Annotated in this window: 11 protein-coding genes and 2 pseudogenes; 4 read left to right on the top strand and 9 right to left on the bottom strand. The window is 65.5% G+C overall.

Features of this window, described 5'->3' with window-relative positions:
• Window positions 1–417 precede the first annotated feature (417 nt).
• The 5 genes and pseudogenes from ACW2Q0_RS06685 to ACW2Q0_RS06665 form a co-directional block, all read right to left on the bottom strand.
• Window positions 418–1,239 (bottom strand): YceI family protein, encoded by an 822-nt coding sequence (locus tag ACW2Q0_RS06685; protein WP_457187234.1) that lies wholly within the window; start codon window positions 1,237–1,239, stop codon window positions 418–420.
• Window positions 1,239–2,072, bottom strand: a complete 834-nt coding sequence (locus ACW2Q0_RS06680; RefSeq protein ID WP_457187739.1) for an MSCRAMM family protein — start codon at window positions 2,070–2,072, stop codon at window positions 1,239–1,241. Before ACW2Q0_RS06680 ends, ACW2Q0_RS06685 begins: the two co-directional genes overlap by 1 nt.
• 201 nt (window positions 2,073–2,273) lie before the next feature.
• Window positions 2,274–3,785 (bottom strand): annotated as a pseudogene (locus ACW2Q0_RS06675) (MDR family MFS transporter); the annotation flags it as partial.
• Window positions 3,786–3,822: 37 nt separating this feature from the next.
• Window positions 3,823–4,320, bottom strand: coding sequence for a MarR family winged helix-turn-helix transcriptional regulator (locus ACW2Q0_RS06670; RefSeq protein WP_457187232.1), 498 nt, complete (start codon window positions 4,318–4,320; stop codon window positions 3,823–3,825).
• A 214-nt stretch (window positions 4,321–4,534) separates the two neighbouring features.
• Window positions 4,535–5,593, bottom strand: a complete 1,059-nt coding sequence (locus ACW2Q0_RS06665; RefSeq protein WP_457187230.1) for an endonuclease/exonuclease/phosphatase family protein — start codon at window positions 5,591–5,593, stop codon at window positions 4,535–4,537.
• A 163-nt stretch (window positions 5,594–5,756) separates the two neighbouring features.
• Between ACW2Q0_RS06665 and ACW2Q0_RS06660 the strand changes: the two genes are divergently transcribed.
• The 3 genes from ACW2Q0_RS06660 (at window position 5,757) to ACW2Q0_RS06650 (ending at window position 9,630) form a co-directional block, all read left to right on the top strand.
• Window positions 5,757–6,140 carry a hypothetical protein gene (locus ACW2Q0_RS06660; protein WP_457187228.1) on the top strand — a complete coding sequence of 128 codons (384 nt, stop codon included), beginning with the start codon at window positions 5,757–5,759 and terminating at the stop codon, window positions 6,138–6,140.
• Between the two features lie 146 nt (window positions 6,141–6,286).
• Window positions 6,287–7,681 carry an ATP-binding protein gene (locus ACW2Q0_RS06655; protein WP_457187226.1) on the top strand — a complete coding sequence of 465 codons (1,395 nt, stop codon included), beginning with the start codon at window positions 6,287–6,289 and terminating at the stop codon, window positions 7,679–7,681.
• Window positions 7,678–9,630 (top strand): hypothetical protein, encoded by a 1,953-nt coding sequence (locus tag ACW2Q0_RS06650; RefSeq protein ID WP_457187224.1) that lies wholly within the window; start codon window positions 7,678–7,680, stop codon window positions 9,628–9,630. Before ACW2Q0_RS06655 ends, ACW2Q0_RS06650 begins: the two co-directional genes overlap by 4 nt.
• A 23-nt stretch (window positions 9,631–9,653) precedes the next feature.
• On the opposite strand, the pseudogene ACW2Q0_RS06645 reads toward ACW2Q0_RS06650, so the two are convergent.
• The 4 genes and pseudogenes from ACW2Q0_RS06645 to ACW2Q0_RS06630 form a co-directional block, all read right to left on the bottom strand.
• Window positions 9,654–9,764, bottom strand: a pseudogene (locus ACW2Q0_RS06645) (TetR/AcrR family transcriptional regulator); the annotation flags it as partial.
• Between the two features lie 140 nt (window positions 9,765–9,904).
• Entirely contained in the window at window positions 9,905–10,912 is a 1,008-nt protein-coding gene (locus tag ACW2Q0_RS06640) for an esterase/lipase family protein (protein ID WP_457187222.1), read from the bottom strand.
• Window positions 10,913–11,016: 104 nt separating this feature from the next.
• Window positions 11,017–11,673 (bottom strand): PadR family transcriptional regulator, encoded by a 657-nt coding sequence (locus ACW2Q0_RS06635; protein ID WP_457187221.1) that lies wholly within the window; start codon window positions 11,671–11,673, stop codon window positions 11,017–11,019.
• A 295-nt stretch (window positions 11,674–11,968) separates the two neighbouring features.
• Window positions 11,969–12,559: a TetR/AcrR family transcriptional regulator gene (locus tag ACW2Q0_RS06630; protein ID WP_457187219.1), complete on the bottom strand. Its 591-nt coding sequence runs from the start codon at window positions 12,557–12,559 to the stop codon at window positions 11,969–11,971.
• A gap of 74 nt (window positions 12,560–12,633) precedes the next feature.
• Between ACW2Q0_RS06630 and ACW2Q0_RS06625 the strand changes: the two genes are divergently transcribed.
• On the top strand, window positions 12,634–13,479 hold the full coding sequence (locus ACW2Q0_RS06625; RefSeq protein WP_457187217.1) for an NAD(P)H-binding protein: 846 nt from the start codon (window positions 12,634–12,636) through the stop codon (window positions 13,477–13,479).
• Window positions 13,480–13,691 lie beyond the last annotated feature (212 nt).

The following is a 13,691-nucleotide window of genomic DNA, read 5'->3' as shown; positions in this document are numbered from 1 at the left end:
CGCCCGAAACGACCTCGTCAGCGACCCGGAGTCGCCGTTGTTCTGCAGCTCACCTGCCGTTCGACGACACGTCACTACACTTCACGGTCGAAACCGGCACCGCTGTACGCCGACAACACCGCAGGTCAGACTCTTCCCTGCGACAGCACTGGCATGGCGTCACCACCCGACACCGGGCGAGCCCCGCATTGCAACACCGTGCCAGCAGGCGTTCTGCTGCCGGATTGTCGGGTACTGCGGCGCAGATCGAGGCGCCTGCCATAGTAAATCCCAGGCCGACAACCAGCCACTATGAATCCGTTGCTCTGCAAAGCCACTCGGAGGAGCATCACCGGCACCTGAGTGAGGGTTGCGCAATTAGGATGTGGCGCCATTCGCCCAAAGCACTTCCAGTACAAGATATTTCGGCCGCGGCCACTAGATTGCGGGGAGCCGCTCGCCTTGTACGACTTCGATGTCGAGGTCGAGTTTGACAGCGGTGCCGACGGCAGCCACTCCCGCACGCACGACCGCACTGTAATCGATCGCGAAATCATTTCGGTGCAATAGTGTTTCGGCGTGGAACGCAGCACGCACACCACCCCACGGATCCGCTCCGAACCCACCATAGATCACTTCGAGATCGACCGAGCGACGCTGCCCGTGCAGGGTCAGCTCACCCGGCATCACCCAGGTGTCACCCCCGGTGCGACGCAACCCGCTGCCAGTGAAAGTGATCAGCGGATAACTGTCGACATCCAAGAACTCCGGCGAACGCAGGTGATCGTCACGCATCGAGATACCGGTATCGATACTCGCCGCCTTGATCTCCGCGTACCCAGTGGACCGCTCGAACGGCTCAGCGATATCGAGCCGCCCACTCACCTCCGCGAATCGGGCCTTGATACTCGCAATACCTAGATGACGCACCGTTGCGATCACCGTCGAATGCACCGGATCGATTGTCCACGGCCCCGGCGGCGGCGACGCCACCGCCTCCGCGACCGGCATCAATACCACCTCACCGAGCGCACCCGTCCCCATCGAAGAGATCTGCACGGTCCGCGCCACCGGTTCGAACCCGACAGCAGTGAGCACCGCGATATGAACACCCCCGGGCAGCAACTCGGTGCCCACCGCCCCGGTCTCGTCGACGACCGCACGGGCGATCTGGCGCCCCCGCATATCCGTCACCGTCAACACCGCCTCCGGCACCGGCCACCCCTTCGCGGTGCAAACACGACCGGTCAACCCACTCATCAACGATCCCCCAGCTCGTAACCGAGCCGCACATCGTAGGCGACCTCACCGCCGGACACAGTGACCTGCCCGGTCACCGGCGGATAACCACGCGCAACGACGGTGTACTGGCCTTCGAGCAGATCGGTCACGACGTAACAGCCGTTCTCGTCGGTGCGTGCCGTCGCAGTCACCTCACCCGCGGCGTCGAGCACACTGACCAGCACATCCGGCACAGCGCGGCCGCCGTCGGCCCGCGCGGAGCCGGCAAGCACCGCCATCGCAGCCAACTCGATGTCATGACGCAACACACCACTGTCCGGCACCGTCAATGTGGTGGCACCGGGACGCATACGCTCAGCGACCGCGACCAAGGTATAGACACCTGACGCCACACCGTGACACACGTAGGCGCCGTCGCTGCCCGTGACAGCCGCCCCGACCACCTCACCACGCACATCAGTCAATGTCACGGTCGCACCGGACAGCGGCACGCCGTGGCCGGCGCTACGGACCACACCGGACAACTCACCGGAACCCACCAAGGTCAGATCCAGGCGCTGGGGTCGCTGACCGACCGATACGTTGACCGCAGCCGGCTGGTGTCCCATCGCCGACACGATCAACACATAGCCGCCCGTCTCCGGCGCGGTGATCGCATAACCACCGTCAGCAGCACTGCTCGCCCGCGCGACCTGACGGCCACCGTGATCGATCAACGTCAACACCGCACCCGGCACCGGACGGCCGTCCTCGCGATGGACACGACCACCCAGCGCCCCACCGTCGGTGCCCGACTCGGACAAACCGCCAGTCGACAGACCGGTCTGTGATGACGCGACGACTCGGTACACGCGACCGTTCTGTTCTACCGACGCATGTCCGCCGACCGACGCAGCCGGCACTGGTTCAGGCTCGGACAGCACTCGCTCGGCTTCTTCCCAGAGCTGGGTTTCGTCCCAGCTCGACTCCGCGAGTACAGCAAGTTCGGCATCCAGTGACGCCACGGCGTCCGCGGCGGTTGGATCGTCCTGCAACGCAGACTTTTTCGTGGCCGGGTCGTGGGCCGGATCGATGTCGATCGTGCGGCGCAGCGGACGATTCGGAAGCAGCATGGTCGCAATAAGGGCGACGACCGTCGCGGCCGCGGCAATGAGGAAGATCCGGCCGGTCGCATCACCGTAGGAGGCACGCACGATCGTGGCTATCGGTGTCGGCAAGGCATCGAGATTCAGGCTGGCGCCGCTGGAGGACCTGGCATTCACACCGAGCCTGGCGAAACCTGCTGCCGAGAGTTCGCTCACTCGGGTAGCCAGCACCGAACCGAGCACCGATACGCCGATCGCGCCGCCAAACGTGCGGAAGAAGGCGACGCTACTGGAGGCCGCGCCGATGTTGTGCACACTCACGGTGTTCTGCACGGCCAGCACCAGATTCTGCATCATCATGCCGACGCCGAGCCCGACGATGGCTATGTACATGCCGACCAGCCACAGATTCGTCGCGTGGTCGATCGTGGAGAGCAGCGTGAACCCGACCACCAGCAGCGCACCGCCTGCGACGACGAATGGCTTCCACTTGCCGAACCGGGTGATCAGCTGTCCGGAGCCGACCGAGGCGACGAGCATGCCCGCGACCATCGGGATGGTCAGCACACCGGCCGCAGTCGGTGAATATCCGCGTGCGGTCTGGAAGTACTGGCCCAGGAAAGTGGTCGCACCGAACATGCCGACTCCGACCGCGATCGAGGCGATGATCGCCAGACCGGTGGTGCGTTCGGTGACGATCGCCAGTGGGATGATCGGCGACTTGGCGCGGGACTCGACCCACACGGTCGCGATCAGCAGCAGCACGCCGATACCGACGTAGAGCGCCGATTCCCTGGAGAGCCAGGCGTAGTAGCCGGCTTTCCCGACGAACGACACCCAAACGAGCAGGATCGACACACCGCCGGTGAGCAGCGCGGCGCCGAGCCAGTCGATCGACACTCCGTCCTTACGCTCGGTGGGCAGCCGCAACGTCCGCTGCAGCAGCACCAGTGCGATCACGGCCAGGGGCACACACACGAAGAAGCACCAGCGCCAGCCGAGCGGACTGTCGACGATGACGCCGCCGAGGATGGGTCCACCCGACATCGAAACCGCCATCACGGCACCCATGTAGCCGGAATACCGTCCACGTTCGCGCGGCGCGACGATGGAGCCGATGATCGCCACGACGAGCGCGGTCAACCCGCCCATGCCGATCCCCTGGATGACTCGCGCCGCCAACAGCATGGGCACGTTGCCCGCGACGCCCGCGATCACCGAACCGACGACGAAGATGACGATGGCCGACTGGACCAACAGCTTCTTGTTGAATAGATCGGCGAATTTTCCCCAAATCGGGGTGGACGCGGCGTTGGCCAGCAGCGCCGTGGTGATGACCCAGGCGTATGCGGTCTGCGACCCCTCCAGGTCGCCGATGATCGTGGGTAGCGCGGTCGACACGATCGTGGTGCTGAGCAGCGCTGTGAACAACGCTGCCAGCAGTCCGGTCATGGCTTCCAGGACCTGACGATGGGTCATCACGTCCGGATCGCGCCGCGTCCCCGCATCGACTGAATTAGACATCCACTTCCTGACTCTCCGTCGAAACCGGCTCGCGCTCGCCCATCGCGGTGTGGTGCGCAACTGCGGCCAGTGAATTCCTGAGCTTCTGAACAACCAAGGCAGCCTGCTCGGCTTCCTCCTCGCTCCAATCGGCGAGCGCAGCCTGCAATCCCCGGGCCCGCGACACTCGGATGCGCCGCAGCAGATCGCGTCCTTGGTCGGTGATCTGGATGACGGTGGCCCGGCCGTCGCTGGGATCGGCATGGCGGGCAATGTCGCCGGAGCTCACCAGCTCGGCGACATGCCTGCTCAGCGTCGATGGGCTGATGCACAAGTCCACGGCCAGATCCACCTGCCGACACTGCCCTCTGGCCTCGAGGGAGCCGAGCACACCGACACCCCCTGGCAGCAGGTGCCCTTCTTCCGGATGTGCGAGGGCAGCGCGGATCGCCCGGCCCATGAAATAGAGCTCCTTTATCAGACTCTGAGCCGTATCCGGTGACACTGCCATGCCCACTCCCAGCACGAGATTAGTTGCTTGTGCTACGCAACTATATATTACTTACTTGCGCTAAACAAATAGAGGGGGTGGTCGAGTCTGGCCGTCGGCGGGTTGGCGCGTGTGGACGCGCTGCTGGACTCGTTTGTCGATATTCGTCGCAGGCCCAGACCTCGCTTACGCACGCAGCGCGGTTGAGCGGACAGCAGAGGACAAGGGCACTGTGTCAGTCGGCGAGTTGGTATGTCGCGAAGATGCCTTTGTGGTCGCTGCCCCACTGTGTCGGCGTGGCGAGGAAATGGTCCCGGGTTGGTTCCTGGCGTCGGGTGCCGCGCACGATAGACCCTCGCGGGCCGATGATGCCGACGCCAGACAGGCGCAGCGCGGCGCCATGAGTGAAGATGTAGTCGACGCGGTCGCGCTCGTCGGCCGCAGGAGCCCACGCGAGTTCGGCGACATCCACATCCATGTTGTCCGAGGGCCAGGTGAGTCCGGGGTGGGTGGCCGGGTCCGGGTACATCGATCGGTAGGCATCGATGAAACCGGCTTGCTGCAGGCGTCGAGTGGTCTCCCACGCCGAAACCACCCCGTTGTGGTCGAACATGTTCGCGGTCGCGGGCGTCCAATCCAGCAGCGACGGCTCGTTCAGGTCACCGCCCATGATGACCGAAGCCCCGTCGGCGATCTCGGCTTTCGCGTCGGCGAGAAAGTCGCTGATGACCTCGGGACGGCCCGAGGCCGCGTTGATGCGCTGGATCACGGCAGGATCGGTCACTGGGCCCTCCGGCAGCTTGTTCCACTCGTGCTCGGCGAACTCCCCCGGCGCCGGGACCCCGGGGCCGTACCCTCGGGCCAGATTGCAGGCATACCAGCGATACTCCAGATGCGCGGAGTAGACAGTGACGCGTTTACCGTCGATGTTCAACCGCGCCTTGACCATCCAGTGCAGATCGGCGCTGGCCTCGACCGGAAAAACCGACAGAATTCCCGTGTCGTGCGAGGCGACAGCATTGAACCCGCGGCCCCGCCGCGCCAGTTCGGCCGTGACGGCCGTGGTCGCTGCGGTTGCCTCCGAGAGCAGCACGAGCGAAGCCTGCGTAGAGATGATGAGATCGGTGATCAGCTGAACACCATCGGGGACTTTGCCGCCGCTGTGCCATGTGTTCAATGCGAGCACCCGGATCTCTCGTGGCGCGTGTGCAGCCGCGGCAACGGACGTCACCGCGCCGGCCGCGAGCGCTTCGCCCGCCTCTGCTGACCCCGAGGCATCATCGCATCGCCTCATCAACCCATCATGGCCGCCAGGGAACTGATCAGCGGACTGGCACAGCCATTCCAGTGAGACGAGTTCGCCATACGGGGCCATGATCGCTGCCGGCGTGGCGAAGTCGGGGTTGCGCGAGGACACTGAAGGGCGTAGCGCCGAATTCATCTCCAGGAGCAATGTGATGGCACCCGACAAGCCTTTCGGGATCGATCCGGAAGAATTCGAACGCGCGTTGCGGGAGGTGGGAATCGAATTCCGCGACCTCCTCGGAAAGGCCGGCGAGTACATCGAGCGCGTAAATGCGTCTACGCTGGCGTCGCTGCTCGGTCAGTTCGTTCAGCCCGAACGCGCGCGGCCGCCGAAGCCGGAGGGCGAGACCACCGGCGAGACCGGCAGTGGCGTGTGGGTCATCTACAGTATCGACGACGCCGGCGAGGCCAGAGTCGAGCAGGTATTTCCGACCGAGGTCGAGGCCTTGCGCGCGCATCGCGACAATACCGATGAACACCGTCGCGTGCGGTTCCTGCCCTACGGTATCCCCGCAACCGCGCTCGGCACGCCCTGACACAGACGACGGCCGCACCATCGGCGCGGGCCCCGAGTTCGACACTCGCCGCCCAGCCGCCCGTGCTTGTCAAGGTTATTTCCGGCATATTTCCGAGCGCGGCGGAAACGTCGACCGGATCGGCGAATCCACGTAGCGTCGATGGGGTGATTGTTCCTGAGCACCTGCCAACCACAGTCGGCGAGTTGCGCGCGGGCGGCCATCTGCCGCGCAGCGTGAAATCCGAGATTCGCGAGAACCTGTTGTCCCGGTTGGGTTCCGGCGACGATCCGTGGCCCGGCATCGTCGGCTTCGATCGGACGGTCCTGCCGCAGCTGGAACGCGCGCTACTGGCCGGCCACGATGTCGTGCTGCTCGGTGAGCGGGGCCAAGGCAAGACCCGGCTGCTGCGCACCATGATCGGTCTGCTCGACGAGTGGACACCCGTCATCTCGGGTACCGAATTGGGCGAGCATCCGCTCGCACCGATCAGCCCGGCCGGTCGCCGACTGGCCGCGGAATTGGGCGATGACCTGCCGGTCACCTGGCGGCACCGCTCGGAGCGCTATGCGGAGAAACTCGCGACGCCGGACACCTCCGTCGGTGATCTGATCGGCGATGTCGATCCGGTCAAGGTGGCCGAGGGCCGCAGCCTCGGCGATCCGGAGACCATTCACTTCGGACTCGTACCGCGCGCCCACCGCGGCATCGTCGCCATCAACGAGCTGCCCGACCTCGCCGAACGCATCCAGGTCGCGCTGCTGAATGTCATGGAGGAACGCGATATCCAGGTCCGCGGATACACCCTGCGCCTACCGCTGGATGTATTGCTCGTCGCCACCGCCAACCCCGAGGACTACACCAACCGCGGCCGGATCATCACCCCGCTGAAGGACCGGTTCGGCGCCGAGATCCGCACCCACTATCCGCTCGACGTGTCGGCCGAGGTGGCGCTGGTCCGGCAGGAGGCCGAATTGGTGGCCGAGGTCGGCGACCCGCTCATCGAAGTGCTCGCCCGATTCGTGCGGCACCTGCGCGAATCGTCCGCGATCGACCAGCGATCCGGTGTGTCCGCACGGTTCGCGGTCGCCGCCGCAGAGACCGTGGCCGCTGCCGCACTGCGCAGATCGGCACTCACCGGCGAACATCCCGCAGTCGCGCGTCCCGTCGATCTGGAATCTGTCCCCGCGGTATTGCGCGGCAAACTGGAATTCGAGTCCGGGGAGGAAGGACGTGAACAGGAACATCTCATGCACCTGATGCGGCGTTCGTTCGCCGAGGCCGGCAGCGCGCTGCTCGGTGGGCTGAACCTGCGGCCGCTGGCGGAGGCGGTCGGCGACGGCCATCTGGTCACCACCGGCGAATGCGTACCGGGCAAGGATGTCCTTTCCGCATTGCCGGAGCTGCCTGTCCTGCACGAGGTCGCGCGCCGGCTCGGCGTCGGCGCCGACGAACCGCCGGCCCGGATCGCATCGGCGGTCGAATTCGCGCTGGAAGCCCTCTACCTGGCACGTCAGATAGCCAAGGACTCCGACGACGGTGTCGCGGTGTACGGCGCATGACCGCCCCCGACCGCTATAACTACGGGCCCTATCACGACGGGCCCGATCCGCTGGCGCCTCCGCTGGATCTGCGTGAAGCGTTGGACCAGATCGGGCGCGACGTGATGGAGGGCAGCTCACCCCGCACCGCGTTGGAGGAGCTGCTGCGCCGCGGTATGCGCGACATGCGGGGGCTCGATGAGCTAACCCGGCAGGTGTGGCAGCGCCGCGCGGAGATCGCTCGACGACACCGACTCGACGGCACCCTGCAACAGGTCCGCGAACTGTTGGAGCAGGCCCTGAAAGCAGAGCGCCGCGAACTGTTTCCGGATCCCTCCGACGACGCCAGATTCGCCGAGGCGCAACTGGACGCGCTGCCGCCGAGCACCGCGGCCGCCGTCAATGAACTGGCCGAGTACCAATGGCGATCCGAAACCGGCAGGCAGAGCTACCAGAAGATCCGCGACCTGCTCGGTCAGGAACTACTCGAATCCCGGTTCCAGGGCATGAAACAGGCCTTGGAGAACACCACCCCCGAGGATGTCGAGCGCGTGGGACGGATGCTGTCCGACCTGAACGACCTGCTCGCGGCACATGCGCGGGATGAGGACACCGAACAACAGTTCGCCGAATTCATGGCCGAGCACGGCGAATTCTTCCCGGAGAATCCGCGCGATACCGACGCGCTGATCGACGCGCTCGCCGCCAGGTCCGCCGCCGCACAACGCATGTTGAATTCGATGTCCGCCGAGCAGCAGGCCGAACTGGCCGACCTGATCGGACAGGCATTCGGCGATCCGCGCATAGCCCGGCAGGTCGCCGCCCTCGACGCCGCCCTGCGGGCGCTGCGGCCGGGCGAGGACTGGGACTCCGCCCAGCGATTCCGCGGCAACGATCCGTTGGGCCTCGGTGCGGGCACCCAGGCCCTGCAGGATCTCGCAGAACTGGACGCGCTCGCCGAACAGCTCAGCCAGTCCTATCCGGGTGCCAGCCTCGAGGATATCGATCTGGACGCTCTGGCCCGCCAACTCGGCGACGACGCGAGCGTGGACGCCGCTCGACTGTCCGAATTGGAACGCGAACTACGCAGACAGGGCATATTCGAACGGGCGTCCGACGGCTCTCTTCGGTTGACGCCCAAGGCCTTACGCCGGCTCGGCGAGACCGCGCTGCGCGCTGTCATCGGGCAGTTGCGGTCGCGACGCGGCGAGCGGGATACCCGGTTGGCCGGTGCGGCGGGCGAACCGACGGGCGCCACGCGAGCCTGGCAGTTCGGTGATACCGAACCGTGGGACGTACCGAAGACCGTGCGCAATGCGGTGCTGCGGTCGATGTCGGTGGGCCGTCGCAGCGTGACACTCGACGTGTCCGATGTCGAGGTCATGGAAACCGAGCAGCGCTCCCGGGCCGCGGTCGCGTTGTGCGTCGACACCTCGTGGTCGATGGTGCAGGAGGGCAGGTGGCTGCCGATGAAGCGCACCGCCCTCGCGCTACATCAGTTGATCAGCACCCGATTCCGCTCCGACGCGCTGAGCCTGATCACCTTCGGTAGGCACGCCACCACCGTCGATATCGCCGAACTGACTGCGCTGGAAGGTGTTTGGGAACAGGGCACCAATCTGCACCATGCCTTGCTGCTGGCCGGACGTCATCTGCGCAGACATCCGGACGCGGTGCCCGTCGTACTCGTCGTCACCGATGGCGAGCCGACCGCGCACCTGGAGCCACACGGTGCGGCGTACTTCAATTGGCCGACGGCACCGCGTACCCTTGCCGTGACCATGGCGCAGGTCGATGCGCTGGCGAAACTGGGCGCATCGGTCACCGTCTTCATGCTCGGCGACGACCCGAGCCTGCAGGCATTCGTCGATTTGGTGGCCCGCCGCAGCGGCGGCCGCGTGGTGGCCCCGGATCTGGACGGACTCGGCGCCGCGGTGGTCAGCGACTATCTGCGCGGCAGGCGCGGTTGATCCGCCCAGCGCACTAGTCACCGGTGATACAGCGACATCGCCTCGATCCCGAGCAGTTCCGCCAACCGACGCATCGTCAGCGCTTCGATACCACTCTCGTCGGCGACGCCGATCGCCGTGGAAAGTACTCGCATCCGGCTCAACGGGATTCGAGACTCGACTTCGGCGGCCACCTGCGCAAACCCCTTCCTCCTGTCTCCTCCCACCCAGTGGGAGTCCGACGGACGGCAAAGCCGGGCGGAGGGTCCCTCCACCCGGCCGCCGACCGCGACAATCAGGAATGTCCGGCGATAATGACCTCGGGAATGCCGGTGCCCAGTGGCACCGCCCGACACGTCGGAGCCGGTGCGTGAACCGGGTCCAGCGTTCGCAGCAGCAGTTCCTGCACGAATGGGTCGTAGACCATGTGGAAGTGACCCGTCTGGTCCTCCGCGCACTCATCCTGCAGTGCGATGTTCTCCACATTCGAGCCGTGCAGTGCGATATTGCTGAACGGCTGGATCATCTCGTCGACCCGGCTACCGACGGTCACGTAGTGCGGACCGGGCACGGTGTCACCACCCGCATTGAGATCGAGCATCAGCGGCGACCCCTGCGCCTGCTGCACCGCCGCGAGCGAGGTGACCTGCGCGAAGGCCTGCAGCGCACCCGGAATCGCCTGCGCCACCGGCACGAGTCCGTACATCACCCCGCCGTAGCTCGGCGATGCCAGGCCGATCCACTTACCCACCTTCGGCGCGCCACCGAGCTTGTTCACGTAGTAACGAGTCACGTTGGCGCCCTGGGAAAATCCCACGATATCGACCTGGGTGGCGTTGGTCGCGGCCAGTACCTGGTCGACGAAGGCGCCGAACTGATGGGCGCTCACCACGATGTCCTCGGTGCCCCACGTGTCCTTACCAGGCGCACCACCGTAATTCAGTGCGAACACACAGAAGCCGAGCGCCGATATCTGCGGACCGATAGCCGCCCAGTCGGAATAGGCCGAGGAATCGGTGCCGTGCGCCAGGATGACCGGGCGGGCATGCTCGCCGGTCGGCTTGCAGTCGAAGTTGTTGGTACCAGCAGGCGCCGCGTTCTTGTGGGTCCTCTGGTACACCGCGGCGGCCAGATGGTCCGGCTGGACCGGACCGGTTTGAGTCGGTACGTCCGGCGGACGATATCCGGCGATCTCCGCACTTACCGGCGCGAGATCGGTTGGGTCGGCACCCGCTATCGGCGCTGTGCCGGAGCCGAAAATGACGGCTCCGGCCAAGACACCAGCGGACACCACACACCTCAACTGTGATACTCCCCAACCCCGCGACCCGCTCCACTGTTCCATATCACAATGATCTACCTGATCGGCGCGAAAAGTGCACGCTCAGACGACGTTTCAATATGCCATCACTTTTCGGGGGTATCGTCTTCGGCGAGAATGCGGTATAGCGATTTGCGCGCCTCGGTGAGCACCTCCGCGGCCCGACTCGCCTGCTGCGGCGTACCCGCCGCCGCGACCTGAGCGGCCGCACCCATCAGCTGTCCGATGAGCGCACGCAAATCCATCGCCTGAGTGCCGACATCTTCCTTGACATCGGCCCAGGGATCGCCGAGTTCGTCCCGATGCTCGGCGATGTAGGTCTCCCCCGCGTCGGTGAGCTTCGCGGTCTTGCGTCCGGCGACCCGCTCGATGAGTACCAGCCCCTCGTCCTCGAGCTGCGCGAGCGCTGGGTAGATGGATCCCGGGCTTGGCCGCCAGACATCATCGCTGCGCTCCCTGATCTGCTGGATCAGCTCGTAGCCGTGCATCGGACGCTCGGTGAGCAGCAACAACATTGCCGCACGCACGTCACCGCGCCGACCCCGACCGCCGCGACCGCGGCCACGTCCGAATCCCGGACCGAAGCCGGGCCCGAAACCAGGACCGAAGCCCGGTCCGAACTCGGGTCCGAAACCGTGCCGCCCGCCGCGGCGATGCTGGCGACGGCCGGCGTCGCCCTCGTCATGGCCCGGCTTCCGCCAGCGGCCACGACCTCTGAATTCTCCGTATTCGATGTTTTCCATGTCAGCCTCCTCAGGGCTCTTGTGCGTATCTCACATTATCGACGATATATCGGCAATGCATCGCATGCAAGGGCAACGCGAACCGACCTGACGCTCGATATGACGAACGGGCCGTCCATCGCTCGATGCAGTGCCCGCATAGGAACTTGTCACATGAGCCGATTGCATCCGCGTGGCAAGTCATCACCGAATGTCACATGGCGAGCCGACGCGCCAGCTGGCGGTCAGCACCCGAGCCCCGAAGGCCACCGACAGGCCATAGCGGACGACACACTGGAAACCGCAACCGAAACCGTTATGGCGCGAATGAATCGATCCAGCGCTCCAGCCGCCGCCCCTCGGTCACCATCAGTTCTGGATCGCGGAAGGTATTGGTGAGCAGCGAGATCCCCTGATAGGCGGCGAATAACGCTACCGCGAGCTCCCCCGCATCCTCGCGCCCCATTGCCGTGAACTGCTGTTGGATCCAGTCGAGCAGGGTGCGAATGCTCGCCGCGGAGGCCAGTTCCAGGCCGTCGCCGCGTTTACCCAGCTCCGAAGCCAGAGTTCCAGTGGGGCAACCGAATTGCGCGGCGCGGTCACGTTGGTCGACCCAGCCGCGGACCAGCGCTTTCAGCCGGTCTTGCGGTTCGTCGTACTGCTCGAGCACGGTGATCAACTCCTCCAGCGTCCGCGCATGTGCGCCGAGCACCGCCTCGACCAGCTGATCCTTGGTCTTGAAGTAGTAGTACACATTGCCCAGCGGAACTTCGGCGATCCGCGCGATATCGGCGATGGTCGTCTTCTCGACACCCTGCTCGTGGAACACCTGAGCGGCCGCGGCGGCTAGGCGCTCACGCTTGCCCCACTTGGGCGTCGCGCGCCGACCTTCGACTGAGTTAGTCATACAACTAATTATAGACAAGCTGGCGATCCGTCGACTACAGTCGTTTTAGTCAGTCAACTAACTTAGGAGTGACCGTGATCGTAGTGACCGGAGCTACCGGCAATATCGGACGCACCCTCGTGCAGCACCTCGCCGCCGCCGGCGAGCAGGTGACCGCCGTATCCCGAGGCAATCAGGACATCGCACTGCCCGATGGCGTGCGGCATCGGCAGGCCGATCTCGCCGATCCCGAAAGCCTCTCCCCCGCAGTCGAAAACGCTGATGCGCTCTTCTTGCTGCTGACCGGCCCACAGCTGGTGACCGGACCTGATCCGGCGCGGTTCATCGAGGTCGCTGCGGCGGGTGGGGTCAAGAAGGCGGTGCTCCTGTCCTCGCAGGCGACGGGCACCCGACCCGGACTGGCCTCACATGCGCGACTGCATGCGTTCGAGACCGCGCTGCGGCGGTCGGAGCTGGACTGGACGATTCTGCGGCCCACCGGATTCTTCTCCAACACCTACGCGTGGATCGAGTCGATCCGGGCCGAGCAGATGATCGCCGCACCCTTCGCCGATATCGCACTGCCCGCCATCGATCCCGGTGATATCGCCGAGGTCGCCGCGACCGCATTGCGCACAGACGGCCATTCCGGACGCACCTACGAACTGACCGGACCCGCCGCGGTCAGTCCGCGCCAGCAGGCTCGTGCCATCGAAGAAATGTTGGGAACCTCGCTGCGGTTCGTCGAATTGACTCGCGCGCAGGCGCGTTCCGGAATGCTGCGATTCATGCCCGAGGATGTGGCGGATGGCACGCTCGATATCCTCGGTCTGCCGACGCCTGCCGAGCAGCAGGTCAGCACCGATGTCGAACGGGTACTCGGGCGGCCGGCGACTTCGTATGCCGAATGGGCGCAACGCAATCGCGCCATCTTCGGCTGAGACCGGCGGCCGATTCGAATCTGCTACTCGCCTTTGCGGTCTCGCACGACGACGCCGGGGCGAGCAGCTGCTCGTCGAGATCCTCGACTTCGAAGGGGTTCTTGTCGGCCACGGCTCGCGGCCCGGACCGTATCGCGGTATGGATTTCCCGCGCCGGTCTCCGGCCATCCATCGACCCAGCGGACGAATCCCATGCGATGCGGACCGTTCTG

Source organism: Nocardia citri, assembly GCF_054065835.1.
The sequence above is the reverse complement of the archived record's forward strand: the minus strand, read 5'-3'. Positions and strand labels throughout refer to the sequence as shown.

Coding starts and splice junctions, on each gene's coding strand:
- ACW2Q0_RS06630 (WP_457187219.1), bottom strand. CDS start 12,559: ATGACTAACTCAGTCGAAGGTCGGCGCGCGACGCCCAAGTGGGGCAAG.
- ACW2Q0_RS06685 (WP_457187234.1), bottom strand. CDS start 1,239: ATGAGTGGGTTGACCGGTCGTGTTTGCACCGCGAAGGGGTGGCCGGTG.
- ACW2Q0_RS06665 (WP_457187230.1), bottom strand. CDS start 5,593: ATGAGGCGATGCGATGATGCCTCGGGGTCAGCAGAGGCGGGCGAAGCG.
- ACW2Q0_RS06635 (WP_457187221.1), bottom strand. CDS start 11,673: ATGGAAAACATCGAATACGGAGAATTCAGAGGTCGTGGCCGCTGGCGG.
- ACW2Q0_RS06670 (WP_457187232.1), bottom strand. CDS start 4,320: ATGGCAGTGTCACCGGATACGGCTCAGAGTCTGATAAAGGAGCTCTAT.
- ACW2Q0_RS06660 (WP_457187228.1), top strand. CDS start 5,757: ATGGCACCCGACAAGCCTTTCGGGATCGATCCGGAAGAATTCGAACGC.
- ACW2Q0_RS06650 (WP_457187224.1), top strand. CDS start 7,678: ATGACCGCCCCCGACCGCTATAACTACGGGCCCTATCACGACGGGCCC.